At 58.9% G+C, this 25,818-nt stretch carries 26 protein-coding genes; 14 read left to right on the top strand and 12 right to left on the bottom strand.

The window, feature by feature from the left end:
• Positions 1 to 111: 111 nt before the first annotated feature.
• A complete protein-coding gene (locus tag J2Y39_RS07240; protein ID WP_310216300.1) occupies positions 112 to 1,095 on the top strand; it encodes an MDR family oxidoreductase in 984 nt (327 codons plus the stop codon).
• On the opposite strand, the gene ada is transcribed toward J2Y39_RS07240, so the two are convergent.
• From ada to J2Y39_RS07220, 4 genes are all read right to left on the bottom strand, one after another.
• A complete protein-coding gene (gene ada / locus J2Y39_RS07235; protein WP_310216297.1) occupies positions 1,085 to 2,146 on the bottom strand; it encodes a bifunctional DNA-binding transcriptional regulator/O6-methylguanine-DNA methyltransferase Ada in 1,062 nt (353 codons plus the stop codon). The two genes, J2Y39_RS07240 and ada, sit on opposite strands and share 11 nt — an antisense overlap.
• 80 nt (positions 2,147 to 2,226) lie before the next feature.
• Positions 2,227 to 2,898: a DNA oxidative demethylase AlkB gene (gene alkB, locus J2Y39_RS07230; protein WP_310216294.1), complete on the bottom strand. Its 672-nt coding sequence runs from the start codon at positions 2,896 to 2,898 to the stop codon at positions 2,227 to 2,229.
• Between the two features lie 8 nt (positions 2,899 to 2,906).
• Positions 2,907 to 3,077: a hypothetical protein gene (locus J2Y39_RS07225; protein WP_016774926.1), complete on the bottom strand. Its 171-nt coding sequence runs from the start codon at positions 3,075 to 3,077 to the stop codon at positions 2,907 to 2,909.
• Between the two features lie 28 nt (positions 3,078 to 3,105).
• Entirely contained in the window at positions 3,106 to 3,408 is a 303-nt protein-coding gene (locus J2Y39_RS07220) for a DUF1883 domain-containing protein (RefSeq protein ID WP_007912251.1), read from the bottom strand.
• Positions 3,409 to 3,619: 211 nt separating this feature from the next.
• On the opposite strand from J2Y39_RS07220, the gene J2Y39_RS07215 reads away from it, so the two are divergent.
• Complete coding sequence (locus tag J2Y39_RS07215; RefSeq protein WP_016774925.1) at positions 3,620 to 3,976, top strand: hypothetical protein; 357 nt, start codon at positions 3,620 to 3,622, stop codon at positions 3,974 to 3,976.
• Positions 3,977 to 4,048: 72 nt separating this feature from the next.
• Positions 4,049 to 4,279: a hypothetical protein gene (locus J2Y39_RS07210; protein ID WP_016774924.1), complete on the top strand. Its 231-nt coding sequence runs from the start codon at positions 4,049 to 4,051 to the stop codon at positions 4,277 to 4,279.
• 3 nt (positions 4,280 to 4,282) lie between these two features.
• Here the strand turns inward: J2Y39_RS07210 and J2Y39_RS07205 are convergent, their stop codons facing one another.
• On the bottom strand, positions 4,283 to 4,570 hold the full coding sequence (locus tag J2Y39_RS07205; protein WP_016774923.1) for a hypothetical protein: 288 nt from the start codon (positions 4,568 to 4,570) through the stop codon (positions 4,283 to 4,285).
• A gap of 140 nt (positions 4,571 to 4,710) precedes the next feature.
• A complete protein-coding gene (locus J2Y39_RS07200) occupies positions 4,711 to 4,896 on the bottom strand; it encodes a hypothetical protein (RefSeq protein WP_016774922.1) in 186 nt (61 codons plus the stop codon).
• 258 nt (positions 4,897 to 5,154) lie between these two features.
• Here J2Y39_RS07200 and galU point away from each other — a divergent pair, with 258 nt between their 5' ends.
• Positions 5,155 to 5,994 (top strand): UTP--glucose-1-phosphate uridylyltransferase GalU, encoded by an 840-nt coding sequence (gene galU, locus J2Y39_RS07195; protein ID WP_024013124.1) that lies wholly within the window; start codon positions 5,155 to 5,157, stop codon positions 5,992 to 5,994.
• Positions 5,995 to 6,123: 129 nt separating this feature from the next.
• Positions 6,124 to 7,482 (top strand): glutathione-disulfide reductase, encoded by a 1,359-nt coding sequence (gorA, locus tag J2Y39_RS07190; protein WP_056789635.1) that lies wholly within the window; start codon positions 6,124 to 6,126, stop codon positions 7,480 to 7,482.
• On the opposite strand, the gene J2Y39_RS07185 is transcribed toward gorA, so the two are convergent.
• Positions 7,479 to 8,495 carry a DNA-binding protein gene (locus J2Y39_RS07185; protein ID WP_310216290.1) on the bottom strand — a complete coding sequence of 339 codons (1,017 nt, stop codon included), beginning with the start codon at positions 8,493 to 8,495 and terminating at the stop codon, positions 7,479 to 7,481. The two genes, gorA and J2Y39_RS07185, sit on opposite strands and share 4 nt — an antisense overlap.
• Positions 8,496 to 8,672: 177 nt before the next feature.
• Here J2Y39_RS07185 and J2Y39_RS07180 point away from each other — a divergent pair, with 177 nt between their 5' ends.
• From J2Y39_RS07180 to ahpF, 3 genes are all read left to right on the top strand, one after another.
• Positions 8,673 to 9,611, top strand: coding sequence for a site-specific integrase (locus tag J2Y39_RS07180; protein WP_150635134.1), 939 nt, complete (start codon positions 8,673 to 8,675; stop codon positions 9,609 to 9,611).
• A 137-nt stretch (positions 9,612 to 9,748) separates the two neighbouring features.
• A complete protein-coding gene (gene ahpC / locus J2Y39_RS07175) occupies positions 9,749 to 10,312 on the top strand; it encodes an alkyl hydroperoxide reductase subunit C (RefSeq protein WP_016774916.1) in 564 nt (187 codons plus the stop codon).
• 124 nt (positions 10,313 to 10,436) lie between these two features.
• Positions 10,437 to 11,999 (top strand): alkyl hydroperoxide reductase subunit F, encoded by a 1,563-nt coding sequence (ahpF, locus tag J2Y39_RS07170; protein WP_095180141.1) that lies wholly within the window; start codon positions 10,437 to 10,439, stop codon positions 11,997 to 11,999.
• Positions 12,000 to 12,250: 251 nt separating this feature from the next.
• On the opposite strand, the gene gloA is transcribed toward ahpF, so the two are convergent.
• Positions 12,251 to 12,772, bottom strand: a complete 522-nt coding sequence (gene gloA, locus J2Y39_RS07165) for a lactoylglutathione lyase (protein WP_039762746.1) — start codon at positions 12,770 to 12,772, stop codon at positions 12,251 to 12,253.
• A 137-nt stretch (positions 12,773 to 12,909) separates the two neighbouring features.
• Here gloA and J2Y39_RS07160 point away from each other — a divergent pair, with 137 nt between their 5' ends.
• The gene (locus J2Y39_RS07160) at positions 12,910 to 13,428 is read left to right on the top strand and encodes a DUF4946 domain-containing protein (protein WP_095180140.1); all 519 of its coding nucleotides are present in this window, start codon (positions 12,910 to 12,912) and stop codon (positions 13,426 to 13,428) included.
• 215 nt (positions 13,429 to 13,643) lie between these two features.
• Here J2Y39_RS07160 and J2Y39_RS07155 read toward each other — a convergent pair whose 3' ends face one another.
• Positions 13,644 to 14,009, bottom strand: a complete 366-nt coding sequence (locus J2Y39_RS07155) for a histone-like nucleoid-structuring protein, MvaT/MvaU family (protein ID WP_041480175.1) — start codon at positions 14,007 to 14,009, stop codon at positions 13,644 to 13,646.
• A 227-nt stretch (positions 14,010 to 14,236) separates the two neighbouring features.
• Positions 14,237 to 15,772 (bottom strand): EAL domain-containing protein, encoded by a 1,536-nt coding sequence (locus tag J2Y39_RS07150; protein ID WP_310216284.1) that lies wholly within the window; start codon positions 15,770 to 15,772, stop codon positions 14,237 to 14,239.
• A gap of 351 nt (positions 15,773 to 16,123) precedes the next feature.
• Between J2Y39_RS07150 and hppD the strand changes: the two genes are divergently transcribed.
• A complete protein-coding gene (gene hppD / locus J2Y39_RS07145) occupies positions 16,124 to 17,200 on the top strand; it encodes a 4-hydroxyphenylpyruvate dioxygenase (protein WP_016774910.1) in 1,077 nt (358 codons plus the stop codon).
• 173 nt (positions 17,201 to 17,373) lie between these two features.
• On the opposite strand, the gene rarD is transcribed toward hppD, so the two are convergent.
• Complete coding sequence (gene rarD, locus J2Y39_RS07140; RefSeq protein WP_310216282.1) at positions 17,374 to 18,255, bottom strand: EamA family transporter RarD; 882 nt, start codon at positions 18,253 to 18,255, stop codon at positions 17,374 to 17,376.
• Positions 18,256 to 18,548: 293 nt separating this feature from the next.
• Entirely contained in the window at positions 18,549 to 19,859 is a 1,311-nt protein-coding gene (locus tag J2Y39_RS07135) for an MFS transporter (protein WP_039762752.1), read from the bottom strand.
• A 171-nt stretch (positions 19,860 to 20,030) separates the two neighbouring features.
• Between J2Y39_RS07135 and J2Y39_RS07130 the strand changes: the two genes are divergently transcribed.
• The 4 genes from J2Y39_RS07130 (at position 20,031) to J2Y39_RS07115 (ending at position 25,690) form a co-directional block, all read left to right on the top strand.
• Positions 20,031 to 21,152: a sugar diacid recognition domain-containing protein gene (locus tag J2Y39_RS07130; protein WP_150635138.1), complete on the top strand. Its 1,122-nt coding sequence runs from the start codon at positions 20,031 to 20,033 to the stop codon at positions 21,150 to 21,152.
• 238 nt (positions 21,153 to 21,390) lie between these two features.
• Positions 21,391 to 22,530: a glycerate kinase gene (locus J2Y39_RS07125; protein ID WP_310216278.1), complete on the top strand. Its 1,140-nt coding sequence runs from the start codon at positions 21,391 to 21,393 to the stop codon at positions 22,528 to 22,530.
• Positions 22,531 to 22,835: 305 nt separating this feature from the next.
• On the top strand, positions 22,836 to 24,461 hold the full coding sequence (locus tag J2Y39_RS07120; protein WP_310216274.1) for a methyl-accepting chemotaxis protein: 1,626 nt from the start codon (positions 22,836 to 22,838) through the stop codon (positions 24,459 to 24,461).
• Positions 24,462 to 24,502: 41 nt separating this feature from the next.
• Complete coding sequence (locus tag J2Y39_RS07115) at positions 24,503 to 25,690, top strand: pyridoxal phosphate-dependent aminotransferase (protein ID WP_252876395.1); 1,188 nt, start codon at positions 24,503 to 24,505, stop codon at positions 25,688 to 25,690.
• The last annotated feature ends 128 nt before the right edge of the window (positions 25,691 to 25,818 follow it).

Below are 25,818 nucleotides of genomic sequence, written 5' to 3'. Positions count from 1 at the left end.
TGCAGTTTTTCAGCGTCGGTGCGGGTGGCTTAGCGAAAGTCGAGTGTGGCAATGTGTTGCGATGTGTTATTTCAGGGCACGCTTTCTTCCCATTATTTTCGAGGGGCCGTCATGTTCAATGCCATTCTGATCGACAAAGACGACAGCGGTTATCGCGCCAATCTGCAGCAAATCGATGAGCAGCAACTGCCCGAAGGCAACGTCAGCGTGAACGTCGCGTACAGCACCCTGAATTTCAAAGATGGCCTGGCGATCACCGGCAGCAGCCCGGTGGTGCGCAAGTTTCCCATGGTACCGGGGATCGACCTGGCGGGGACTGTCGAGTCCAGTTCGCATGCCGATTTCAAGGCGGGCGATCGGGTGCTGCTCAACGGTTGGGGCGTCGGTGAAAGCCACTGGGGCGGACTGGCGCAAAAGGCTCGGCTCAACGGTGACTGGCTGATTCCACTGCCCGAAGCTTTCACCCCGGCGCAAGCCATGGCCATCGGCACCGCAGGTTACACGGCAATGCTGTGCATTCTGGCGCTGGAGCGCCATGGCCTGACACCGGATCACGGCGAAGTGCTGGTCACCGGCGCCAATGGCGGGGTCGGCAGCTTTGCCATCGCCTTGCTCAGCAAGTTGGGATACCGCGTGGTGGCATCCACCGGACGGGTGTCCGAGCATGAATACCTGCAGCAATTGGGTGCTGCCGACATCATCGATCGAGCCACCTTGTCCGAACCGGGCAAGCCGTTGGCGAAAGAGCGCTGGGCGGCGGTGGTCGATTCGGTCGGTAGTCATACGCTGGCGAATGCTTGCGCCAGCACACGCTCGGAAGGCGTGGTCGCGGCATGCGGGTTGGCGCAAGGCATGGATTTCCTGGCCTCGGTAGCACCGTTCATTCTGCGCGGCGTAACGCTGGCCGGGATCAACAGCGTGACCCAGCCCAAGGCGCGCCGTATCGAGGCCTGGGGCCGACTGGCCAAGGATCTGGATTTCTCGTTATTGCAATTGATCAGTCACGAAATCAGCTTGAGCGAAGCCCTTGAGGCCGCGCCCAGATTACTCGCCGGGCAACTGCGGGGCAGGGTGGTGGTCGACGTCAATCGTTGAGTTCGCGCTCAAGCAGTTGGCGTTTGCGCTCGACGCCCCAGCGGTAGCCGGAAAGATTGCCGTCACTGCGCACCACGCGGTGGCAGGGAATCGCCACCGCCAAACGGTTGGCCCCGCAAGCCTGGGCCACCGCACGCATCGAAGTCGGCGCGCCGATGCGTTGCGCGATCTCGGCGTAACTGGCCGTGCTGCCTGGCGGGATCTCGCGCAGCGCCTGCCAGACGCGCTCCTGAAACGCTGTGCCGCGTATATCCAGCGGCAATTTCAGGCCCGTCGCGGGCGCTTCGACAAAGCCGACGACGCTGGCGATCAACTGTTCAAATTCGCGGTCGGCGCCGATCAGGTTGGCCTTGCGAAACTGATCCTGCAGGTTGCAGACCAGCTGATGCGGATCGTCGCCGAGCAGAATCGCGCAGATCCCACGTTCGCTTTGCGCCACCAGAATCGCCCCCAGCGAGCATTGGCCAACGGCAAAGCGAATGTCGTTGTTCTGCCCGGCGGCGCGGTAATCGGTGGGCTTCATGCCCAGCAGTTGATGGGCTGATTCGTAAAAGCGGCTGTTGGAATTGAAGCCAGCGTCATACAGCGCGTCGGTCACCGAGCCGCCGTCCGCCAGGCGCGCACGCAGTTTGCGTGAGCGATGCGCCGTGGCGTAAGCCTTGGGCGTCAGGCCGGTCGCGGCTTTGAATAGCCGGTGGAAATGAAAAGGGCTGAGGCCAGCGGTGGCCGCGAGGCTGTTGAGCGCCGGCAGCGTCTCACAGGTCTCGATCTGCCGACAGGCTGCAGCCACGATCGCTGCATGCTGCGCATCACTCTGATCCTTGCTGGCGCGTTTGCTTGGCCGATACCCGGCAGCTTCGGCCAGTTCGGCGCTGTCGAAAAACTCGACGTTCTGCGGTTTCGGCAGGCGCGCCAGACTGCTCGGCCGGCAGTAGATGCCAGTGGTTTTGACCGCATAGACAAATTGCCCGTCGGCACGCGGATCGCGCGCCACCACAGCGGCCCAGCGAGGATCGTGCTCAATGCTGATTGTCTTCGAAAGCGTGTCCATGAGAGGGGATCCGTTGACCTGTTTGAGTCAGGTTAACCAGCATCGTAACCCGCAACACTCCGCGCCTTGCGGTCAAACTTTTATTGAACGCCCGCGACGCGGAAGGTGATGTTGATGCGCCGCTCGCCCAAGAGCGGGTGACGGCCAGGTTTGATTGGCAGCACGCCGTGATAGCGCAGGCGGTCCACGCCGCCCCAGACCACCATGTCGCCATGCAACAGCGGAATGCGCTGGGTTTTATCGCTGCGTTCGAAGCCGCCGAACAGAAACATTGCCGGCAAACCTAGCGACAGCGAAACGATGGGCGCGGCATAACCTTTTTCGTCTTTGTCCTGATGCAGCGACATCTTGGCGCCGGGGACGTACTGGTTGATCAGGCAGGAGTCGGCTTGAAAATCCGTAAACCCGGCGCGTTCCGCCGCCTCGTGCGCCAGATCGGCAAACACCGCCGGCATCGACGGCCACGGCAAGCCGCTGAGTGGATCGACGCTGGAATAGCGGTAACCGCTGCGATCGGTGATCCAGCCCAGCTGTCCGCAACTGCTGGTGCCGACCGACATGCTGAAACCGCCGGGCGTGACCATGTGGCGTAGCGGGGCGGCGGCAAGAATGGCGTCGAGCCCGGTCAGCAGTTGCTCGACCTGCGGCAAGGCGAACCCGCGCAGCACCCACGATTGTTCGCCGATCTGCTCGGCGCGGGCTTGCTGTAGGGGTTCGTTGTCGGCGAACAGGTCAAACGTGGTCGGTTGCATGGTGTTGGTTACAGCGCTTTGCTGACCTTGATGTCACTGAGCTCTTCGTCAGCGTGCATTTTCTTCAGCGCCGCCTTCGCTTCCTCGTCAGTGCCGGTTTCTAGTTCAGCGAATTCGAAACGCTGTTCACCGTCCAGTTTGTACTTGATCACGTATTTGGTTTTTTGCGCCACGGTCATGTTTCCCTTTCAGAATAGGCTGCGCGTCTCAGCTCAGTTTAGTGCTGGAGCGACGGATGATCTTGATCGAGTGGGTCAGCGTCGGCTTGCGCGTCACGCTGATTGCGCGGCGGTTGACGGTGTCGATGGTGATGTTCCAGAAGCCGGTGCTCGGTGCAGTGATGCGTGCCGGGAACGTGTCGAACGCGCCGCCGTGGTAGGTGTGACGGCCGCCGTTTTTGAAGCTGCGGAAGTTGGCGTCGTTCATCAAACGGATGTTGCACATCTGCGAGCATTGAATGACGACGATGTCGTCTTCGTTGAGGTGCTCGCGCTGGTGAATGAATTTCATGGGCGCCTCCAGAAGGGCTTTTTCTACTAAATCAAAACGATAGCTTGTCGATGGGCGCAGTTTATCAGCCCGCACGGGTTATTATCTGGCCGTCGGGCGTTGCTTTGACAAATTTTGAACAGAACTTCGCCATGGCGGGCGGGTTAAATGCACAAGGCCCCGGAGAAAAGCGGCATTTGTGCTGTCGGACGGTCTTTAACGGAGGATTTATATGAAGTGGGGTGTGGTGTGTGTGCCGTTGATTCTGGCGATGGCCGGTTGTGCAAATGTTTCCGAAATCAATGAAACGCTGCCAACCATGAGCGTGATCTCCGGCAAAAAGCCCCAGGAGTATGCGCAGTGTCTGACCGACAAGCTCGCTGACAGTCGTGGTGCGTTGCAAGTCCAGCCGCAGAAAGACGGTGTACGAGTCATCGTTCCCGGCAAACTTTCGTCAGGCCCGGCAGCCGTGTTTGATATCGAAGATCGCGCCGGCGGCAGCAGCATCAAGCTGCATGAGCGCATGTCCAACGTGCCGGTTCGCCCTCGCGATGTACAGAAAGCTGCGAACGCCTGTATTTCCGGCTGATAGACTATCGAACATCAGCACCCGATGCCGTCACAGTCCTGCTGTGGCGGCATTGTCATTTATGGAGTCGCAATGAAGCGAGAGCACGTGCGGGAGCGCCACGCAGAGGGCCTTATCTCTGCCACTCATGTCATCCAGAACCCGGCGAATCCGGGTGAATGGATCGTGTTTTTCAAGAAGAGTGCAGGGCGCAGCTACTTTTTGGTGGATGACAATGATGAAGTCGAGTCCTTCAATCGGCTCGACGACCTGATCGAGGTCGTCCGTGGCCTCGGGATCAAATTCGCCGAAATCCACATGTAAGGCTTACTTGCAGACGACCACGACGTTGCGCGTCTTGTAGTTGCCAACGTCAACGCCCAGGGTTTTGTCATCTTCCTTGGGCGCCGGTGTGCCATCAGTGCCGACGATGCGATAGCCGGTGCCGGCGCAGGATGCATCGGCCTTTTCGTAGCACATGGCCCATGAGTTGGCTTCGCCGGAACAGTCGATGCTCAGACCCTGTTCGCCATTGTTCAGATAGGTGGGCTGCGAAGTGGCACAGCCGCTCAGTACCAATACCGCGAAAAGCGGCTGCAGTTTGTTCAGGTTCATGGTTGCGAGGTCTTCAAGTGGGGGACTGGTTGCTCTGACAGCGCCGCGATGAAAAGGTTATAGCGATTGGCCACTTGTTTGCCAACAAAGCACAAAAAAGCCCTGCATGCTGGCAGGGCTTGGCGCAAGTGCTAAAAGGATCAGTCCTGATCTTTGCCTCGGCGCTTGGAAGAAGCAGGCGTATCAGTGAACACCGAGGCCACATCTGTCGCCATCTGCTCGCTGTCGAAAGGCCCGGCGATATGTTCGCCATTGGTAGTGGTCAGCGTCCACTTGCCGTCTTTCTTGTCGATCACATACCCGTTGATGATTTTTACCGCAGCCATCTAGTCTGTCTCATTCGCTGGTTCAAAGGCGCCATGATAGCGGCAAATGCTCGCAATGGGGGCTGATAAGCGTATGGTGATCCTGTTTGCCCGGATCTTGAGCTACGCTGACTCCGCCGCTGAAATACCCGGATGGAACTATCCGCGCGAATATTTCTCTATGTTGGCATCGGTTAGCCAGCGCGGGGCATTGTAAGGCGCACGCCGCCTGATTAGACTGCCCCGAAACTCGTACACACAGCCTTTTCAAGGACTTATATGATCAAGAAATGCTTGTTTCCAGCAGCCGGTTACGGCACTCGCTTCCTCCCAGCGACCAAAGCCATGCCTAAAGAAATGCTGCCGGTGGTAAACAAGCCACTGATCCAGTACGGCGTTGAAGAAGCACTGGACGCGGGCCTGACTGAGATTTCCATCGTCACCGGCCGTGGCAAGCGTGCTCTGGAAGACCACTTCGACATCAGTTACGAGCTGGAAAACCAGATCAAGGGCACCGACAAGGAAAAATACCTGGTCGGTATCCGCAAGCTGTTGGACGAGTGCTCGTTCTCCTACACCCGTCAGACCGAAATGAAAGGTCTGGGCCACGCAATCCTGACTGGCCGCCCACTGATCGGTGACGAACCGTTCGCCGTGGTCCTGGCGGATGACCTTTGCGTCAACATCGACGGCGACGGCGTACTGACCCAGATGGTCAAGCTGTACAAGCAGTTCCGCTGCTCGATCGTCGCGATCCAGGAAGTCGATCCGCAGGAAACCAACAAGTACGGTGTCATCGCTGGCGAAATGATCCGCGACGACATCTACCGCGTGCACAGCATGGTCGAGAAGCCAAAGCCGGAAGACGCGCCGTCGAACCTGGCGATCATCGGTCGTTACATCCTGACCCCGGACATCTTCGACCTGATCGAACAGACCGAGCCAGGCAAGGGCGGCGAAATCCAGATCACCGACGCCCTGATGAAGCAGGCCCAGAACGGCTGCGTCATGGCCTACAAGTTCAAGGGCAAGCGTTTCGACTGCGGTGGTGCTGAAGGCTACATCGACGCGACCAACTTCTGCTTCGAAAATTTCTACAAGACTGGCAAGGCTTACTAATAGTCTTCGCCTCGTCTGCAAAAGAAAGCCACCTTCGGGTGGCTTTTTCATTTTCCGCCCTTATATGGATGGCAGTGCTTGCCCAATGAATGGCTGCGGGTATGCTGATGGCCTGCCGAGGAGATAGAAATGGCCTACGATTTTGACCTTTATGTGATTGGTGCCGGTTCCGGCGGTGTGCGGGCTGCGCGGTTTGCCGCAGGCTTCGGGGCGAAAGTGGCGGTGGCCGAAAGCCGTTACCTGGGCGGCACCTGCGTCAACGTCGGCTGCGTGCCGAAAAAGCTGTTGGTCTACGGCGCGCACTTTGCCGAGGACTTCGAGCAGGCGTCCGGTTTCGGCTGGAACCTGGGCGAAGCCAACTTCGACTGGGCCACGCTGATCGCCAACAAGGATCGCGAGATCAATCGCCTTAACGGCATTTATCGCAATCTGCTGGTCAACAGCGGCGTGACCCTGCACGAGGCGCACGCGAAAATCGTCGGGCCGCACGAGGTCGAGGTTAATGGCGAGCGCTTCACCGCAAAGCACATTCTGATCGCCACCGGCGGCTGGCCGCAGATCCCTGAAATTCCGGGGCATGAGCATGCGATCGGTTCGAATGAAGCGTTCTTCCTCAAAGAGCTGCCCAAGCGTGTGCTGGTGGTCGGCGGCGGTTATATTGCCGTCGAGTTCGCCGGAATTTTCCATGGCCTCGGCGCCAACACCACGCTGCTGTATCGCGGCGATCTGTTCCTGCGCGGCTTCGACGGTGCGGTGCGCAAGCATCTGCAAGAGGAGTTGACCAAGCGTGGCCTCGATCTGCAATTCAATGCCGACATTGCGCGCATCGACAAGCAGGCCGACGGTAGCTTGAAGGCGACGCTCAAGGATGGTCGCGTACTCGAAGCCGACTGCGTGTTCTACGCCACCGGCCGCCGTCCGATGCTGGACAATCTGGGCCTGGAAAACACCGATGTGCAGCTCGACGACAAGGGCTTTATCAAAGTCGACGACGAGTATCAAACCACCGAGCCGTCGATTCTGGCGCTGGGCGACGTCATTGGTCGCGTGCAGCTGACACCGGTCGCGCTCGCTGAAGGCATGGCCGTGGCGCGGCGTCTGTTCAAGCCGGAGCAATACCGTCCGGTGGACTACAAGATGATTCCGACCGCCGTGTTCAGCCTGCCGAACATCGGTACGGTCGGTTTGAGCGAAGAAGAAGCGCGCGAATGCGGCCACGAGGTGGTTATTTTCGAGAGTCGCTTCCGGCCGATGAAGCTAACCTTGACTGACTGCCAGGAGAAAACCCTGATGAAGTTGGTGGTCGACGCCAAAACCGACAGGGTGCTTGGCTGCCACATGGTCGGCCCGGACGCTGGCGAGATCGTGCAAGGTCTGGCGATCGCCTTGAAGGCCGGCGCGACCAAGCGCGACTTCGACGACACCATCGGGGTGCACCCGACGGCCGCCGAAGAGTTCGTCACCATGCGTACGCCGGTCAGCGCTTAAGCGTCTGTCGCTTTGGCCGAGTCTGGCGCTGCCGCAACGGTAGCCGCCAGACGCTGGCTGTCTTCAAGGCTTGCCTGAACCTTGAGCAATTCCTTTTCCAATGACTGATTGAGCTGCGTTTGTTCGTCGACGCTCTGCTTGAGCGCTTGGCTTTCCAGTGCCGCCACGCGCAGACGTTCCTGGAGGAGGGTGCGCTCGCTGTCCATGCGCGTGGCCTGCTCGAGCAACTGATCCTGACGCTGATTGCTGTGCTTGAGCTGATCCTGCACAAGATTCAGCTCGCGCTGGGTGCCACGGTTTTCGGTAAGCAGGCGTTCGTTGTCGCGGTGCAACTGCGTGATCTCGTCCTGGCGCACCAACGCGCTCTGCTGGGCTTGACGCAATTCTGCCTGTATCTGCTGAAGTTGCCCTTCATGGCGGGCCTGCTCCTGCTCGCGCTGTTCCTTGGTGGCGTTACGGTAATGCTCAAGCGCATCGCGGGCGTGCAGGTGTTTTTCTTCCAGTGAGCGGATCTGTTCGTCCTTGTCCTGCAAGCGCAATTCAAAGTCGGCCAATGCCTGGTTGAGGCCGGCGTTGCGCGTCTGTTCGGTTTGCAGCATCGAGCGGGTGTTGCTCAGCGCTTCGGATTCGCGTTGCAGCGCGGCGCCTTGAATCTCGTGGTCGTGCTCGAGTTTTTCCAGCGCCTGGCGAACCTGTTTCAGTTCGGTTTCCAGTGCTTCGCGTTGCTCCTCGAACTGTTCGCGGGCTTGCTCAATGGGCTCCTGCGCCTGTTCTTTCAGACGCTGGGCGAGTCGAGAGACGAGGGCGGTGAGCTCATCATCGATCGGTTCTGCCGACGCCTCATTCGGCTGGGCACCGTCGTCCAGTTCTTTCAGATAGCGATGGATCGTGGTTTTCGAGCCGGTGTTGCCCATTTCAATGCGTACTGCATCGATGCTTGGGTGTTCGCCGCGAGCCAGGATCGCTGTGCGTGCGATTTGCACCAGTGCTTTGGTAATGCCGCCACGGGCCATGTGAACTCCTACGTTTACGTACTGTGGTACATGCCACTGAAGTACACAGTGTACCATGCTGAAAATATAGGTAAATCGTTAAGGTAAAACAGGCGGGATATACTGGTATTACCCAATGTCAGGGGGCAAAATGCGCATCTGCATGCCTGAACCCGTACGCCAGCGAGAAAACTGCCCATGAGCGACATTGATCGATATCTGCAAGCCGCCACCCGGGACAACACTCGCCGCAGCTATCGCATGGCGATCGAGCACTTCGAGGTGACGTGGGGCGGATTTCTGCCGGCTACTGCCGACAGCGTTGCGCGCTATCTGGTGGCGCACGCTGGCGTGCTATCGATCAACACGCTGAAGCTGCGTCTGTCGGCGCTGGCGCAGTGGCACAACAGTCAGGGTTTTGCCGATCCGACCAAGGCGCCAGTGGTGCGCAAGGTGTTCAAGGGCATTCGCGCTTTGCACCCGGCGCAGGAAAAACAGGCTGAGCCGCTGCAATTGCAGGATCTGCAGCGCGTGATCGATTGGCTTGAACAGGAGGCGCAGACGGCCCGGGAAGAACAGGACCGCCCGACCTTGCTCAAGGCGTATCGGGATCGCGCGCTGATTCTGTTGGGCTTCTGGCGCGGCTTTCGCAGCGACGAATTGTGCCGTTTGCAAATCGAGCATGTGCAGGCGAGCGCTGGCAAGGGCATCACTCTGTATCTGCCGCGCAGCAAGGGCGACCGGGAGAACCTCGGGCAGACCTACCAGGCCCCGGCGCTGCTGAAGCTGTGCCCGGTGCAGGCCTATATCGATTGGATTACAGAGGCTGCGCTGGTACGCGGCGCGGTGTTCCGCAGCATTGATCGCTGGGGCAATCTGAGCGAAGAGGGCCTGCACGCCAACAGCATCATTCCGCTGCTCCGCCAGGCGTTGCAGCGCGCCGGGATTGCCGCCGCCAACTACACCAGCCATTCACTGCGGCGTGGTTTTGCCACATGGGCGCATCAAAGCGGCTGGGACCTGAAATCGCTGATGAGCTACGTTGGCTGGAAGGACATGAAATCCGCCATGCGCTATGTTGAGGTCAGCCCATTCCAGGGAATGGCTCGGATTATGGATAAGCCGGATCAGCCGTAGAGATCGTTTTCTTCTATTAATACAGTCAGCTAATAGCGAAAACAAATCAGCAGTATCAGGTTTGCCAATGAGCCTTCCGTCGAGTGAGTGGGTAGGATTCACCCATCAACTTCATAACCCCTGACGGAGAGTCATCGATGCCTATCATCAACAGCCAAGTAAAACCGTTCAAAGCTACCGCGTTCAAAAACGGCGACTTCGTTCAAGTCTCGGATGCTGACTTGAAAGGCAAGTGGTCCGTAGTGTTCTTCTACCCAGCCGACTTCACCTTCGTGTGCCCAACCGAGCTGGAAGACCTGGCTGACAACTACGCTGAGTTCAAGAAGCTGGGCGTGGAAATCTACAGCGTTTCGACCGACACCCACTTTGCTCACGCTGCCTGGCACAACACTTCGCCAGCCATCGGCAAAATCGAATACACCATGATCGGCGACCCTACCCACGTCATCTCCCGCAACTTCGACGTGCTGATCGAAGAAGCTGGTCTGGCTGACCGTGGCACCTTCGTGATCAACCCTGAAGGCCAGATCAAAATCGTTGAACTGAACGATGGCGGCGTTGGCCGTGACGCTTCCGAGCTGCTGCGCAAGATCAAGGCTGCTCAGTACGTCGCTGCACACCCAGGCGAAGTTTGCCCGGCCAAGTGGAAAGAAGGCGAGGCCACTCTGGCTCCGTCGCTGGACCTGGTCGGCAAGATCTAAGTCTGTGCCATGCAACGCAGGGCGGCACGCCGCACCTTCTTAAGTTAGCTGCACCGCCCAATAAAAATGCCCGGGCGAGATTCGCTCGGGCTTTTTTTCGCCTCAAATAAAGGAAATCGCCCGTATGTTGGACGCCAATCTTAAAGCCCAGTTGAAATCGTACCTGGAACGGGTCACCCAACCGATCGAGATCGTTGCATCCCTCGACGACGGTGCGAAATCCCGTGAAATGCTGGACCTGCTGAAAGACGTTGCCAGTCTTTCGAGCCAGATTACTCTGATCGACAGCGGTGACGATGCCCGCAAGCCATCGTTCTCGATCAATCGCCCTGGAGCCGACATCAGTCTGCGTTTCGCCGGTATTCCGATGGGCCACGAATTCACCTCGCTGGTGTTGGCTCTGCTGCAAGTCGGTGGCCACCCGTCGAAGGCCAGCGTTGAAGTCATCGAGCAGATCCGCTCGCTCAAAGGCGAGTTCAGCTTCGAGACTTACTTCTCGCTGTCTTGCCAGAATTGCCCGGACGTCGTTCAGGCGCTGAACCTGATGGCCGTGCTCAACCCGAACATCCGCCACGTCGCCATCGACGGCGCGCTGTTCCAGGACGAAGTCAACGATCGCAAGATCATGGCTGTGCCGAGCATCTACCTCAATGGCGAAAACTTCGGCCAGGGCCGCATGGGCCTGGAGGAAATCCTTGCCAAACTCGACACCGGCGCGATTGAGCGTCAGGCCGAGAAGATCAGCGCCAAAGAAGCCTTTGACGTGCTGGTCGTCGGCGGTGGCCCGGCGGGTGCTTCGGCCGCTATCTACGCCGCGCGTAAAGGCATCCGCACCGGTGTCGCGGCTGAGCGCTTCGGCGGTCAGGTGCTGGATACCATGGCCATCGAGAACTTCATTTCCGTGCAGGAAACCGAAGGGCCGAAACTGGCCACGGCGCTGGAAGAACACGTCAAGCAGTACGACGTCGACATCATGAATCTGCAACGCGCTGACAAGCTGATCCCGGGCAAGAATGGCGAGCTGCATGAAGTCCACTTCGCCAGCGGTGCAACCCTGAAAGCCAAGAGCGTGATTCTCGCGACCGGCGCACGCTGGCGCGAAATGAACGTTCCGGGCGAGCAGGAATACCGCAACAAAGGCGTGGCGTATTGCCCGCACTGCGACGGCCCGCTGTTCAAGGGCAAGCGCGTAGCGGTGATCGGCGGCGGTAACTCCGGCGTTGAAGCGGCGATCGACCTGGCGGGTATCGTGGCGCACGTAACGCTGCTGGAATTCGACGTGCAACTGCGTGCCGACGCCGTGCTGCAGCGCAAGCTGCACAGCCTGCCGAACGTTACCGTGATCACCAGTGCGCAAACCACTGAAGTCACCGGCAATGGCGAGAAGGTCAACGGCCTGCGCTACAAGGACCGCACTACCGATGAACTGCGCACGGTTGAGCTGGAAGGCATTTTCGTGCAAATCGGTCTGCTGCCGAACACCGATTGGCTGAAGGGCACCATCGAGCTGTCGCCGCGTGGCGAGATCATTGTCGACAACCGTGGCGAGACTTCCATTGCGGGGATCTTTGCAGCGGGTGACGTGACGACTGTGCCGTACAAGCAGATCGTGATTGCAGTGGGCGAGGGCGCCAAGGCTTCGCTGAGTGCGTTCGATCACTTGATCCGGACTTCGGCCCCGGCGTAACTGCCAGGTCGAAAACGAAAAAACCCATGAGCGATCATGGGTTTTTTATTGCGCGTGGAAAGCCACCCCTCACCCCAGCCCTCTCCCGAGGGAGAGGGAGCCGACCGAGGTGTCTGAAGTCATCCATCGACCTGAGAGAGCCGGTCGATTATGGATTCACCGCCAATCGTTCAAGTCGGCGTAATTCTCCAACATCCCGCAATCAGTCCCCTCTCCCTCTGGGAGAGGGCTAGGGTAGGGGCTTTCAGCTTTTACAGCGGCGCAGGCTGAATGATCTCGACCCAGTAGCCATCCGGGTCCTTGATGAAGGCCAAGCTCTTCATCCGGCCGTCGGTCAGGCGCTTCTGGAAATCGCAACCCAGCTCTTCAAAGCGTGCACACGCTGCGACGATGTCCGGCACCGAAATGCAGATGTGACCAAAGCCACGGGGATCGGTGTTGCCGTTGTGATAGGCGAAGTCGGCATCGTTTTCGGTACCGTGGTTGTGGGTCAATTCGAGAATGCCTGGAATCGATTTCATCCATTCGGTACGCGCAGCAGCATCGGCCGGGATCTGCGCTTTATCGACCAGCGCAAGGAAGTACAGGCTGAATTCGGCTTCCGGAAAATCACGCTTCTCGACCAGCGAGAAACCCAGGACGCGGGTGTAGAAATCCAGCGACTTGGTGATGTCCTTCACGCGCAGCATGGTGTGGTTGAACACGAAGTTGCGGGTTGCGCTGTCTGGCGTGGCGGTCACGCCGGGGAAAGTGTTCAGTTCGTTGAGGCTCATGGGCCCTCCAATAACAATGGGCGAGTGAATGGGCGCAATGATACGCATGCCGGCCGGCATCGCCAAATGCAAGGCGGGCTTGCCCTGCGCGAGGGCGGGGCTCAGACTTTGCTCTCTACCTTCGAGTGCGTCCGGCAATGATCCGACTGTTCAAATCCGTGTTTGTTTTTTTTGCTTTGTCATTGGCCGTGGTTTTCCCGGCCATGGCCGAACCGAGCATCACCTGGCCAGCGGGCTGGAAGGTTGAAGTGTTGCCGGATACCGCGCCGCCAGTCTCGCGGCAAAGGGCAGTGAAGCTCGATGCCGACGGCAATCAGGTGATGGTGATGGAGTTGACCATGACGCAAGTGGAGGCGGGGCATCAGGTCAATTTGCAAGGCGTGCTGCTGGAGATGCGTAAATCCATCCAGAAGGATTTCTTCCGCAGTGGTTATCAGAGCGTCTGCAACCGAATCCATCCGGCTGCGTTCGGATCATTGACCGGGTTGGAGACGACCTGCACGATCACCGAGAACGGCCGGCACGTATTATCACAAACGCTGGTGGCTGCCGTGGAAACAGACAAGGCTTATGTACTTTCATATGCCGGTCAGGCTGAGGTTTATAAGGCGAGCGCCGACGACATAGAGGCGGCACGTAACAGCCTGAAATTATAAACGTCCGTACTAACTCGCGGTGTTTTGAATGCCGGAAAGGATTAAGCACAAAGTTTGATTCATCGTTTGCAGCAACATCGCGCAGCAAAATGTTTAGCGTGATGACTCAGTAACGTTACACATTTTTCTAACTTGTTCGATGAAAATCATTTCATTTGTTAGATATTGTCAATAAAAAAGCCCTGCATCGCGCAGGGCTTTTTGTTGGCGTCAGATTAACCGCGCAACCATGAATCCACGGTGGCCGCACCGTACTGTTCTTTCCAGGCTTTCAGGCCGCGATGGTTGCCGCCCTTGGTTTCGATCAGCTCGCCAGTGTGCGGGTTCTGGTAAACCTTGACGACGCGGGCGCGGCGGGTCTTCGGCGCTGGGGCAGCCTGCAGACCGGACTTCGCCGGGTTCGGGTCGAGGATGGCGATGATGTCTTTCAGGCCTTTGCCATAGGTTTTCATCAGTCCCTGGAGCTTTTCTTCGAATTCGATTTCTTTCTTGAGCCCGGCGTCATTCTTCAGTGACTCCAGCTGTTTGAGCTGTTCCTGAAGGGCCTTTTCAGCTGCGCGAAATTCAGCGAGTCTGGACAATATCTTTACTCCAATAGTGTGTTTGGCTGATACCAACCGCAAACAAAGCTATAAGCCAAGAGCCTGGAAGCGACTCGGTGATAATTGGCTCACCTGTCAGTCTGGCTCAGGTTGAAAAAATTGTAGTAGTTAATGCGACAAGAGTAAATCCTGATGTTGTCGCCATGTAACAACAATGACTTTTTGTATCAATTTGGTGCGGTTGTTGGACGGGCTATGCTAATGAGTTAACGATCACTTAATGCGCTGATGAAATCTGCTGCCGGCATTGGCTTGGCAAACAAATAGCCTTGCATGAAATCCACCTGATGCTCCGTCAGGTAATCGGCTTGGGCCTGTGTTTCGACACCTTCGGCAACAATGGCCAGATCCAGCTTTGCCGACAGTTCAATGATGGAGTCGAGAATATGTCGTGATAGCGCATCGATGCCGATCATGGCGACAAAGCTCTGATCGATCTTGAGAAAGTCGACCTTGAAGGCGCGCAAGTAGCCGAGGCTTGAGTGGCCAGTACCAAAATCGTCGATCGCGATTTTCACTCCAAGTGCGTGCAATTGCTCAAACAGTTGCAGGGTCATCTCATTCGGTTCGATCAGCTCGCGCTCCGTCAATTCCAGCACCAGTTCGACGCTGCCGGGCGCAAACGCCGCCAGGAGGTCGCGACAGTCTTCGACCAGTTCCAGATCCTTGCAATGGCTGGCAGTGATGTTGATGCCGATATGGAAAGGTTTGGCGAAGACCGCAGAATGCGGTCCCAGCAGGGCGGCAGTCTGTTGCATCAGCGAGCGGGTCATCGGCACGATCAAGCCTGAATGCTCGGCAAATGGAATGAACAGATCCGGGCGTACGAGGCCCTCTTTCGGGTGATTCCAGCGCATCAGCACTTCAGCGCCGGACCACTGCTTGCTGTCACCGTGAACCACCGGCTGGAAATAAGGAATGAATTCCCCGGCCTCGAGTGCGCGAAGCATTTCGTGACTGGGCGAGTTCGAGCGTTTCTGCACGACATGGCCGATGGCGCCCGAGATCACGCCGAAAAATATCAGCAGGCTGAACAACGGCGGATAATTGGCCGCCATGTAACGCCAGGTTTCTCCCTCGGGGAAACCCGCCGACACGTTGAAACCGTATCGTTCGGATTCGAGCATGCTATGTGCGACTGGCAAAGCGGGCAGGGGCCCTTGATGCACTCTGCCGTCGGCGGACAGCCAGTTATCGCCCACTTGCAACATCAGTAATGTCTGGCGGCCGATCAGGCGCAGGATGTTGCTCAGGTGATAACCATCAAGCGTGGTCAGCGCGCCGCCACGACCGTCGCTGAGGCGGTAGATCAACAATGCCGTGTCGGGAGTGACGGGATTGCCGTTCATCAACCACAGTTTGCCTTGATGATAGTCCCCGGCATTGACCGCTTCCTTGAACTGCCCGAACAGTGAGCTGCAGTAGAGCGTGTTGTCCCAGACCAGATTGGTCGAGCGCACGAAGGGGCGGCGGGTCACTTGTTCGCGCAGGGCCAGTTTCACGTCTTCGCAATTTTTCCCGGCCAGAGGCAGCAGAACCCGGGCGGCTTCTGCCGTGTTGTCGAGCATCAGATCGAACTGTTGCAACGCTTGTTCGGCCGTTTCCCCGGCACTTTGCTCCAGCGTTCGTTTTGCCTGCATATAAAGAATCCCACTGCCCAGCACGATTGGCAGCAGACCGCTGAGCAAAGTCACGGCGATTCGGGTGCTGCGTTTGCGGCGGGATCGGTGGGTCAGTGGCATGGACACATCCTGTGGTTTAGAAATCTGACCCGATAAACAATTGAGCCAGAGAGGAGAATAGATGGCTGATGGCGCTTGCGCCGTAGGTAAAAAAGAGGATTTTATACAGAGGGCAGACAGGTCTGGTTACGCTGTGTAGAATCGGGTTACGCATACAATAATAATCGTCTTCTGGCAGCAGAAGCCTCGCCCGCAAGAGCCTTGGGTCGACAATGAAGATATTCGGGTTTCAACTGATCTACGGAGACTTCCTCGCGCGCAGCGTGCGTGGCATCTCCTGCGCGCCGCCCTCCACATCACTTTCCTGACAAATAACCCTGGTTAATTGATAAGAAATGATGAGGCGTCACCATGGCAGATTTATACGAAAACCCAATGGGCCTGATGGGCTTTGAATTCATCGAGTTCGCAGCGCCGACTCCTGGCACACTGGAGCCGATCTTCGAGATCATGGGCTTCACCAAAGTCGCGACCCACCGTTCCAAGAACGTGCACCTGTATCGTCAGGGCGCAATCAACCTGATCCTCAATAACGAACCCAACAGCGTCGCCTCGTACTTCGCCGCCGAACACGGCCCGTCCGTTTGCGGCATGGCGTTTCGCGTGAAGGATTCGCAGAAGGCCTATTCCCGCGCACTCGAACTCGGCGCTCAGCCGATTCACATCGAGACCGGTCCGATGGAGCTGAACCTGCCGGCAATCAAGGGTATTGGTGGTGCGCCGCTGTACCTGATCGACCGTTTCGGTGAAGGCAGCTCGATCTACGACATCGACTTCGTGTTCATCGAAGGTGTTGATCGCAACCCGGTTGGCGCTGGCCTGAAGATCATCGACCACCTGACCCACAACGTTTATCGCGGTCGCATGGCCTATTGGGCGAACTTCTACGAGAAGCTGTTCAACTTCCGTGAAATCCGTTACTTCGACATCAAAGGCGAGTACACCGGCCTGACCTCGAAGGCCATGACCGCACCGGATGGCATGATCCGCATTCCGCTCAACGAAGAGTCGTCCAAGGGCGCCGGGCAGATCGAAGAGTTCCTGATGCAGTTCAATGGTGAGGGTATCCAGCACGTCGCGTTCCTCACCGACGACCTGATCAAGACCTGGGATCAACTGAAGAAAATCGGCATGCGCTTCATGACCGCGCCGCCGGATACCTACTACGAAATGCTCGAAGGTCGCCTGCCGAATCACGGCGAGCCGGTCGATCAGCTGCAATCGCGCGGCATCCTGCTCGATGGCGCATCGGAGCAGGGCGACAAGCGTCTGCTGCTGCAGATTTTCTCGGAAACCCTGATGGGGCCGGTGTTCTTCGAATTCATCCAGCGCAAGGGCGACGATGGCTTCGGCGAGGGCAACTTCAAGGCCCTGTTCGAATCGATCGAGCGTGACCAGGTGCGTCGTGGTGTGTTGACCACCGAGTAATCTGAAATGAAAAAATCCCGGCCTGCAGAAATGCAGGGCCGGGATTTTTTTGCTTCATACAAAACCTGTGGGAGCGAGCCTGCTCGCGAATGCGGACTTTCATTCAACACTCATGTTGACTGGTCTGACGACTTCGCGAGCAGGCTCGCTCCCACATTTGTCTTGTGTTGCATTCAAGAGCGGCGTTGGCGCATCAAGTGTTTGAAGCCTTCGAACACCAGCACCACAACCGCCAGCCAGATCGGGATGTAAGTCAGCCACTCGCCTGACTTGATGCTCTCTCCCAGCAACAACGCCACCGCAAGCAACAGCACCGGTTCGACATAACTCAACAACCCAAACAGACTGAACGGCAGCAAGCGGCTGGCGATGATATACACCACCAGCGCAGACGCACTGATCAGGCCGAGCAGTGGAATCAGCCACATCAGTCCCGGATATTGATCGAACACGGCCAGACCCTGTTCGCCGCCCTGCACAAACCAGTAGGCGACCGGCAGCATCAGGGTCATGTCGACCCACAGGCCACCGAGGTTGTCGGTTTTCAGGTATTTGCGCAGTACGAAGTACAGCGGATAGCCAACCACGACCACCAGCGTCGCCCAGGAAAATCCGCCAACCTGATACAGCTCGTTCAACACGCCAAGACTGGCGAAAAATACCGCGATTTTCTGCAGGTAAGACAGGCTCTCGCCATAGGCAATCCGCCCGGTCAGCACCATCGCCAGTGGCAACAGGAAATAGCCCAGTGATACATCCAGGCTGTAGTCATTGAGCGGTGCCCACATGAACAGCCACAGCTGAACCCCGAGCAGGGCGGAAGAAACCAGCAGCCCGGCGATCAGCTTCGGCCTGGCCGCCATCAATCGAAGCAGCTCCAGCACCCGCCGCCATTCCCCGGAAACCAGCATGAACACCGTCATGCACGGCACGGTCAGAAGCATGCGCCAGCCGAAGATTTCCACGCCGCTCAGAGGGGTCAGCAGCGACGTGTAGTAATACATGACGGCAAACAGCACGGAGGCTGAAACCGATAGAGCGATACCTTTAGACAAACTGTCCTCGCGACGTGATGGTTGAACGGGGCGCGCAGGATACGTGGTTTTTGTGCTGAATATTGAGCGGATGCTCATTATTTCCCACATCCTGGAGCCAAGCACAAAACCTGTGGGAGCGAGCCTGCTCGCGAAGAGGCCAGCAGATTCAGCATAGATGTTGCGTCGACTGGCGCTATGCATGATTGCACCGCTTAAACGCAAAAAGATCGCAGCCTTCGGCAGCTCCTACAGGGAACGCATTCCAGAGTAGGAGCTGCCGAAGGCTGCGATCTTTTGATCTGCGCGTCTGATTAGGCCCGCAACGTCCGAGTCATCCGCAACGCCAGCAGACTCCCGCCGACGATCACCGCCGCCAGCACGTACAACGCTGCATCCGTCGAACCCGTGCTGTCCTTGACCCAACCCACCAGGTACGGGCTGAGGAACCCGGCCATCTGCCCCATCGAGTTGATCAGCGCCAGCCCACCAGCCGCCGCGCCCGCGCTCAGCATGGCGGTCGGCACCGGCCAGAACATCGGCAGACCGGTCAGTGCGCCCATGGTCGCTATGGTCAGGCCGAGAATCGCAATCGCCGGATTGGCCGCGAAATTCACCGCGATCACCAGCCCGACAGCGCCCATCAGCATCGGCACCACCAAGTGCCAGCGGCGCTCCTTGCGCAAGTCCGCCGAGCGCCCGACGACCAGCATGAACACCGCCGCGAGCAGGTACGGAATCGCACTCAGCCAGCCGATCACCAGGTTGTCGCTGAAGCCGAGGTTCTTGATGATCGACGGCAGCCAGAAGTTGATCGCGTACACGCCGCTCTGGATGCAGAAATAGATCAGGCCGAAGGCCCAGATCGCAGGGTTCTTGAACACCGCAAGCAGTGAGTCGGTGGCGGTTTTCGGTTTGTTGGCGAGGTCTTCGGCGTGGTCGGCTTCAAGCACGGAACGTTCATGGGCGGTCAGCCATTTGGCGTTGGCGAAGCTGTCGCTCAACAGGAAATACGCCAGTGCGCCGAGGATCACCGTCGGAATGCCTTGCAGGAGGAACATCCACTGCCAGCCGGCCAGGCCACCCTGGCCAGCGGCGAAGTGGTTGAGAATCCAGCCGGAAAACGGGCTGCCGAGCAAACCGGAGACCGGGATTGCCGACATGAACAACGCCATGATCCGGCCACGGCGGAAGGTCGGGAACCACTGCGAGAGATACAGCACGACGCCCGGGAAGAAACCGGCTTCAGCGGCACCGGTGAAAAAGCGCAGGGTGTAGAACTCGGTCGGGGTGGTGACGAACAACAGGCAGGTCGACAGCGTGCCCCAGGTGATCATCATCAAGGCAATCCAGCGCCGAGGACCGAAGCGGGTCAATGCCAGGTTGCTCGGCACGCCGCACAGCACGTAACCGATGAAGAAGATGCCGGCGCCGAGGCCATATACGGTTTCGCTGAATTTCAGTGCGTCGAGCATCTGCAATTTGGCGAAGCCGACGTTGACCCGGTCGAGGTAGTTGAACAGGTAGCAGATGAAAATGAAGGGAATCAAACGCAGGGTGATGCGTTTGTAGACGGCGTTTTTACCGTCGTCGATGGTCTGGGTAGCTGCGGCGCTCTGCGACATAGCGGCTCTCTCTTTATTATGATTTTTTGCGATGCAAAGGGTAACGTTGATCGCCCTGAGAGTCTCGGCCACCTTTGGCCGGATTGTCTTTGTGCCTGAGCACAGGGTTTGCCGCCAGACCCTGTGCGGCTGAACAACCGTTCGTGCCTGAACTGAAGGATTGCCGCCGCTATGTTCGAACTCGATCACGACCTTGCCCAGGACATCGTCGACCGGGCCATGGCCATTTTGCCGTACAACGTCAATGTCATGGACAGTCAGGGCCTGATCCTCGGCAGCGGTGAACCGGAACGCATCAACACCCGGCATGAAGGCGCGCAACTGGTGCTGGCCAACGGGCGTGTGGTGGAAATCGACGCGCAGACGGCGGTGCATCTCAAAGGTGTGCAACCGGGGATCAATCTGCCGCTGCTGCTCGATCAGCGCTTGATCGGCGTGCTCGGCATCACCGGCGAGCCGGAGCAATTGCGCACCTACGCCGAGCTGGTGCGCATGACCGCTGAAATGCTGGTCGGCCAGCGCAACCAGCAGGCCGAGCAACAATGGCGACGGCAGCGTTGCGATGATCTGCTGGCGTTGCTGCTGAGCGAGGCGGGGGATTCGCCGCGTCTGATCGATGAGGCGCAGCAACTAGGGCTCAAGCCGCAATTGACCCGGGTGCCGTATTTGTTTGAGCTGGGTCTTGAGCACGGCCCGGGGCAAACCGTCGAGGCACTGAGTGCGTGGCTGACCTCGCGTTACCCGGACAGTTGGTGCGTGAGTTCGGCGAAGTCTTCGTTGTTGTGGTGTCGCCCTGCGAGCCAGAACGTCGAGCACGATCGACTGCTGGAAAAACTCGATGGCCTCGGCTGGAAGATTTTGCGCATCGCCGTCGGCGGGCAGGCGGATGGTCTGGCCGGGTTGCGTCGCTGTTACCGACGAGTCGGCGATTTGCTCGCTTATGGTCGTGACGTGCTGCCGAATTCGAGACTGCTGACGCTCAATCGTTATCGCTTGCCGGTCATGCTGTGGCGTCATCGCAACGATGATGCGCTGGACGAACTGCTCAAGCCGCTGCGCCAGGTCATCGCCAAGGACAGCAACGGCCAGTTGCTGGCGACCCTGCGCAGTTGGTGCGAGCACGACGGGCAGAGCCAGGCCTGCGCCGAGGCGTTGGGCATTCATCGCAATAGTTTGCGTTATCGCATGGAGCGGATTGCCGAGTTGAGCGGGGTTGATCCGTTGAAGCTGGACGGGATGCTGGCGTTGTATCTGGGGGTGCAGCTGCTGCCGCAGACTGATCCATTGCCATGAGTTGTCCTTGAGGCCGCCATCGCTGGCAAGCCAGCTCCCACAGGTCAGAAGGCGTTCATAACTTCCATAGTCACCGCAGAACCCTGTTGGAGCTGGCTTGCCAGCGATGAGGCCGGTACGACCAACACATATCTTTTGTGGAAATGAACAATAAACGCCGACGCCACTTGTGCACTCGACCGGCGTCAAGGCGCAGGCCGACTGGCAGCATGAATGCCACTGCAACCGGAGAACTCCCATGAAAATCGTCATCGCCCCCGACTCGTTCAAGGACAGCCTGAGTGCCCAAGGCGTTGCCGAAGCCATTGCCCTCGGACTGGCCCAGGTCTGGCCGCAGGCGACGCTGATCAAATGCCCGATGGCCGATGGCGGCGAAGGTACGGTCGAGTCGATTCTCGCAGCCTGCGAAGGTGAGTTACGCCGCACCCGCGTGCGCGGTCCACTGGGCGCGCCGGTCGAAGCCGCATGGGGCTGGCTGCCGCACAACCACACCGCGATCATCGAAATGGCCGAGGCCAGCGGTCTGCAACTGGTCCCGCCGGGACAGCGCGATGCCTGCATCAGCAGCACGTTTGGCACAGGTGAATTGATTCGTGCAGCGCTGGATGCCGGCGCGCAACGGGTGATTCTGGCGATTGGCGGCAGCGCGACCAATGACGCCGGCGCCGGGGCGATGCAGGCGCTGGGGGTGAAGTTGCTGGATGCGCAGAATCAGTCGCTGGTGCCCGGCGGCCTCGCCTTGGCGCAACTGGCGCGACTGGATCTGAGTGGACTTGATCGACGTCTGGCCGATGTGCGTTTCGACATCGCCGCTGATGTCAACAATCCGCTCTGCGGCCCCCACGGCGCCTCGGCCATTTTCGGCCCGCAGAAGGGCGCATCGCCTGCGCAGGTTGAGCAACTTGATCAGGCGCTGGGGCACTTTGCCAAACTCTGCGCGCAAGCATTGGGCAGAGACGTGCGCGATGAACCGGGCAGCGGCGCGGCGGGTGGTCTGGGGTTTGCGGCCAAGGCTTTTCTCGGTGCGCAGTTTCAGGCGGGCGTCGAGGTGGTAGCGGAACTGGTCGGGCTCGCTGACGCGGTCAAGGGTGCGGATCTGGTGATTACCGGAGAAGGCCGCTTCGATGCGCAAACCCTTCGCGGCAAAACGCCGTTCGGTGTTGCGCGAGTTGCCAAACAACACGCTGTGCCGGTAATTGTGATCGCCGGGACCTTGGGCGAGGGCTACCAGGAACTCTATCAACACGGCATCGACGCCGCTTTCGCCGTGACCAGCGGACCGATGACACTCGAACAAGCCTGCGCCGAAGCACCGCGCCTGCTGCGTGAACGCGCCACCGATATTGCTCGGGTCTGGCAACTCGCCGCCCAACGCTGATCGGCTTGCCTATGTAGGAGCTGTCGAGTGCAACGAGGCTGCGATCTTTTGACTTTTAAAAGCAGGATCAAAAGATCGCAGCCTCGTTGCACTCGACAGCTCCTACCAAGGGCAGCGGAGCAGTTTTTGATTGTTGCCACGTCCTGAAAAATATTTACCGCAGACCCGAAACCTTCCTTAAGCCTGGCCGATACAACGGTCAGGCGCACACAAAACCACAATTCAGTGCCGCCGGACTGTCGCCCGCTATGGGCCAGTGCTCACGGCATGGACGCTCGTAGTTTCTTTCTTTCGAGAGTCCGACCATGTCCCTGCGTAACCTGAATATCGCGCCACGTGCTTTCCTCGGTTTTGCCTTTATCGCCTTGCTGGTGATTGTCCTCGGCGTATTCGCCGTCAGCCGCATGACGGTCATTCGTCAGGCGTCGGTCGACATGGACACCAACCAATTGCCAAGCGTGACCCACCTCAGCGTGGTCACGGAAAACGTCCTGCGCATGCGCATTCTCTCGTTCCGTGTGCTGGTCAATCGCGAACCGGCCAGCCTGCAAGAGGCAGAAACCCGCATCGCGGTGCTGGTCGACAAGGTGCGCAAAGCTCAGGCCAGCTATGCTGCGTTGCCGGCAGGTCCTGAAGAGCACGCAGTTTTCCAGACGTTTTCGACCACCCTCGATAACTATCTGCAAGCGCAGAACCGGATGCTTGAGCTGTCGCGCCAGGGCGATCTGGAAGCAATGCGTGCCTTGATCAACACCCGCATCAAGGAAGGCACCGATCAGATGGGCGAGCAGCTCAACAAGCTGATCGGCATGAATACCGCCGGGGCCAGAGCGGCGGCCATTAAGGCCGGTGAAAACTATGACAGCGCCATCACCGGGATCATTATCGTCGCCGTCATCGCGGCGCTGGCCACCGTGTTGCTTGCCTGGTTGCTGACCCGCAGCATCGTCACACCACTCAACCGCGCCGTGCTCGCTGCGCAAACCATTGCCGGCGGTGACCTCAGTAAAGCCATCGAAGTCGACGGCAAGGACGAACCGGCGCGCTTGCTTGAAGCCTTGGCAGCGATGCAGACCAACCTGCGCAAAACCATCGAGCAGATCGCCGGTTCCGCGACGCAACTGGGCGCCGCTGCCGAAGAACTCAGCGCTGTTACAGAAGAGGCTTCGCGCGGCCTGCAACAACAGAACAACGAAATTGAACAGGCCGCCACTGCTGTCAACGAAATGACCGCTGCGGTGGAAGAAGTGGCGCGCAACGCCGTCTCGACTTCCGAAGCGTCAAACCAGTCGACCCACGCCGCCCGCGAAGGTCGCGATCAAGTGGTGAAAACCGTCGACGCGATCCAGACCATGACCCACGACGTGCAGAACACCGCGCAGATGATCGAAGGCCTCGCCGCGCAAGGGCGCGACATCGGCAAAGTGCTGGACGTGATTCGCGCCATCGCCGAGCAGACCAACTTGCTGGCGCTCAACGCTGCGATTGAAGCGGCGCGTGCCGGCGAGGCTGGCCGTGGCTTTGCCGTGGTGGCTGACGAAGTGCGCGCCTTGGCCCATCGCACCGCGCAGTCGACCCAGGAAATCGAGAAAATGGTTGCCGGCATCCAGAACGGCACGGGTGAAGCGGTTTCGTCGATGCAGCAAAGTAATCAGCGCACCCAGTCCACACTGGAAATGGCCCGCGCGGCGGGCGTGGCACTGGAGCAGATCACGCAATCGATTCACCAGATCAACGAACGCAACCTGGTTATCGCCAGCGCGTCGGAAGAGCAGGCGCAAGTCTCCCGTGAGGTCGATCGCAACCTGGTCAACATCCGCGACCTCGCCACGCAATCGGCCGCCGGCGCCAATCAGACCAGTGCCGCGACCCACGAACTGTCGCGACTGGCAGTGGATTTGAACGCCATGGTGGCGCGTTTCGTGATTTGAGATACGGTGAAGGCTGGAAACCGCGCTAACAGGAGACGTACATGCGCTATTCAGCCTTGACCCAACGAATCGCCGGGGAGGGTGCCGCTGCCTGGCAGATTCACGACCGAGCGCTGGAACTGCGCGCCGAGGGCGTTGATGTTTTGTTGTTGAGCGTCGGCGATCCGGATTTCGATACGCCGTTGCCGATCGTCCATGGCGCGATCGATAGCCTGTTGGCCGGTGATACCCATTACGCCGATGTGCGTGGGCGGTTTGAGCTGCGCAGGCTGATTGCCGAGCGTCATCGCCAGCGCAGTGGTCAGCGTGTTGATCCTGATCAGGTGATTGTCCTGCCCGGCGCGCAATGCGCGGTGTACTCGGTGGCGCAGTGTCTGCTCGATCCGGGTGACGAGGTGATCGTCGCTGAGCCGATGTACGTCACTTACGAAGGTGTGTTTGGCGCCTGCGGTGCCAAGGTGATTGCGGTGCCGGTGCGCCCGGAGAACGGTTTCCGTGTCGACCCGGCCGATGTTGCCGAGCGCATTACCCCGCGAACGCGCGCCATGCTGCTCAACAGTCCGAACAATCCCAGCGGCGCGAGTTTGCCCTTGCTGATCTGGCAGGAGCTGGCAGCGCTGTGCATTCGTCATGATCTGTGGCTGATCAGCGATGAGGTGTACAGCGAGCTGTTATATGAAGGCGAGCACATCAGCCCGGCGAGCCTGCCGGGCATGGCCGAGCGCACCGCAACGATCAACAGTCTGTCGAAATCCCATGCGATGACCGGTTGGCGTATCGGCTGGATGATCGGCCCGAAACCCTTGGCCGAGCATCTGGTGAATCTGTCGCTGAGCATGCTCTTCGGTCTGCCGGATTTTGTACAGAAGGCCGCGCAAGTGGCGCTGCAAAGTGATCTGCCGGAAGTCTCTCAGATGCGCGAGGAATACCGCTTGCGGCGCGATCTGGTGTGCGAGCGTTTGCACGGTTGCCCTGGGTTGCAGCCGATTCGCCCGGATGGCGGCATGTTCGTGATGGTCGATGTGCGCCAGACTGGCCTCGGCGCCCAGGCATTTGCCGAGCGCTTGCTGGAAGGTTACGGGGTATCAGTGTTGGCCGGTGAAGCGTTCGGGCCGAGCGCGGCGGGGCATATTCGCATCGGGCTGGTGGTGGATCGGGTCAAACTGGCGGATGCCTGCGCGCGGATTGCGTTGTGTGCGGTGCAGCTGTTGCAGGCGCGGAGTGCCTGAGGGTCTTGCATTGCCTGCCCCGGCGCCTTGCTGATCGTTCCCACGCTCCGCGTGGGAATGCCTCTAGGGACGCTCCGCGTTCCAACTTTCGGAAGGGACGCGGAGCGTCCCGGGCTGCATTCCCACGC

The sequence above is a fragment of the Pseudomonas sp. 2957 genome, from assembly GCF_031456345.1.
Classification (GTDB): domain Bacteria; phylum Pseudomonadota; class Gammaproteobacteria; order Pseudomonadales; family Pseudomonadaceae; genus Aquipseudomonas; species Aquipseudomonas siliginis.
The sequence above is the reverse complement of the archived record's forward strand: the minus strand, read 5'-3'. Positions and strand labels throughout refer to the sequence as shown.

What these genes read in the sequence shown, in the direction of transcription:
- J2Y39_RS07240 (WP_310216300.1), top strand. Translation starts at nt 112, where the DNA reads ATGTTCAATGCCATTCTGATCGACAAAGACGACAGCGGTTATCGCGCC.
- ada (WP_310216297.1), bottom strand. Translation starts at nt 2,146, where the DNA reads ATGGACACGCTTTCGAAGACAATCAGCATTGAGCACGATCCTCGCTGG.
- alkB (WP_310216294.1), bottom strand. Translation starts at nt 2,898, where the DNA reads ATGCAACCGACCACGTTTGACCTGTTCGCCGACAACGAACCCCTACAG.
- J2Y39_RS07225 (WP_016774926.1), bottom strand. Translation starts at nt 3,077, where the DNA reads ATGACCGTGGCGCAAAAAACCAAATACGTGATCAAGTACAAACTGGAC.
- J2Y39_RS07220 (WP_007912251.1), bottom strand. Translation starts at nt 3,408, where the DNA reads ATGAAATTCATTCACCAGCGCGAGCACCTCAACGAAGACGACATCGTC.
- J2Y39_RS07215 (WP_016774925.1), top strand. Translation starts at nt 3,620, where the DNA reads ATGAAGTGGGGTGTGGTGTGTGTGCCGTTGATTCTGGCGATGGCCGGT.
- J2Y39_RS07210 (WP_016774924.1), top strand. Translation starts at nt 4,049, where the DNA reads ATGAAGCGAGAGCACGTGCGGGAGCGCCACGCAGAGGGCCTTATCTCT.
- J2Y39_RS07205 (WP_016774923.1), bottom strand. Translation starts at nt 4,570, where the DNA reads ATGAACCTGAACAAACTGCAGCCGCTTTTCGCGGTATTGGTACTGAGC.
- J2Y39_RS07200 (WP_016774922.1), bottom strand. Translation starts at nt 4,896, where the DNA reads ATGGCTGCGGTAAAAATCATCAACGGGTATGTGATCGACAAGAAAGAC.
- galU (WP_024013124.1), top strand. Translation starts at nt 5,155, where the DNA reads ATGATCAAGAAATGCTTGTTTCCAGCAGCCGGTTACGGCACTCGCTTC.
- gorA (WP_056789635.1), top strand. Translation starts at nt 6,124, where the DNA reads ATGGCCTACGATTTTGACCTTTATGTGATTGGTGCCGGTTCCGGCGGT.
- J2Y39_RS07185 (WP_310216290.1), bottom strand. Translation starts at nt 8,495, where the DNA reads ATGGCCCGTGGCGGCATTACCAAAGCACTGGTGCAAATCGCACGCACA.
- J2Y39_RS07180 (WP_150635134.1), top strand. Translation starts at nt 8,673, where the DNA reads ATGAGCGACATTGATCGATATCTGCAAGCCGCCACCCGGGACAACACT.
- ahpC (WP_016774916.1), top strand. Translation starts at nt 9,749, where the DNA reads ATGCCTATCATCAACAGCCAAGTAAAACCGTTCAAAGCTACCGCGTTC.
- ahpF (WP_095180141.1), top strand. Translation starts at nt 10,437, where the DNA reads ATGTTGGACGCCAATCTTAAAGCCCAGTTGAAATCGTACCTGGAACGG.
- gloA (WP_039762746.1), bottom strand. Translation starts at nt 12,772, where the DNA reads ATGAGCCTCAACGAACTGAACACTTTCCCCGGCGTGACCGCCACGCCA.
- J2Y39_RS07160 (WP_095180140.1), top strand. Translation starts at nt 12,910, where the DNA reads ATGATCCGACTGTTCAAATCCGTGTTTGTTTTTTTTGCTTTGTCATTG.
- J2Y39_RS07150 (WP_310216284.1), bottom strand. Translation starts at nt 15,772, where the DNA reads ATGCCACTGACCCACCGATCCCGCCGCAAACGCAGCACCCGAATCGCC.
- hppD (WP_016774910.1), top strand. Translation starts at nt 16,124, where the DNA reads ATGGCAGATTTATACGAAAACCCAATGGGCCTGATGGGCTTTGAATTC.
- J2Y39_RS07135 (WP_039762752.1), bottom strand. Translation starts at nt 19,859, where the DNA reads ATGTCGCAGAGCGCCGCAGCTACCCAGACCATCGACGACGGTAAAAAC.
- J2Y39_RS07130 (WP_150635138.1), top strand. Translation starts at nt 20,031, where the DNA reads ATGTTCGAACTCGATCACGACCTTGCCCAGGACATCGTCGACCGGGCC.
- J2Y39_RS07125 (WP_310216278.1), top strand. Translation starts at nt 21,391, where the DNA reads ATGAAAATCGTCATCGCCCCCGACTCGTTCAAGGACAGCCTGAGTGCC.
- J2Y39_RS07120 (WP_310216274.1), top strand. Translation starts at nt 22,836, where the DNA reads ATGTCCCTGCGTAACCTGAATATCGCGCCACGTGCTTTCCTCGGTTTT.
- J2Y39_RS07115 (WP_252876395.1), top strand. Translation starts at nt 24,503, where the DNA reads ATGCGCTATTCAGCCTTGACCCAACGAATCGCCGGGGAGGGTGCCGCT.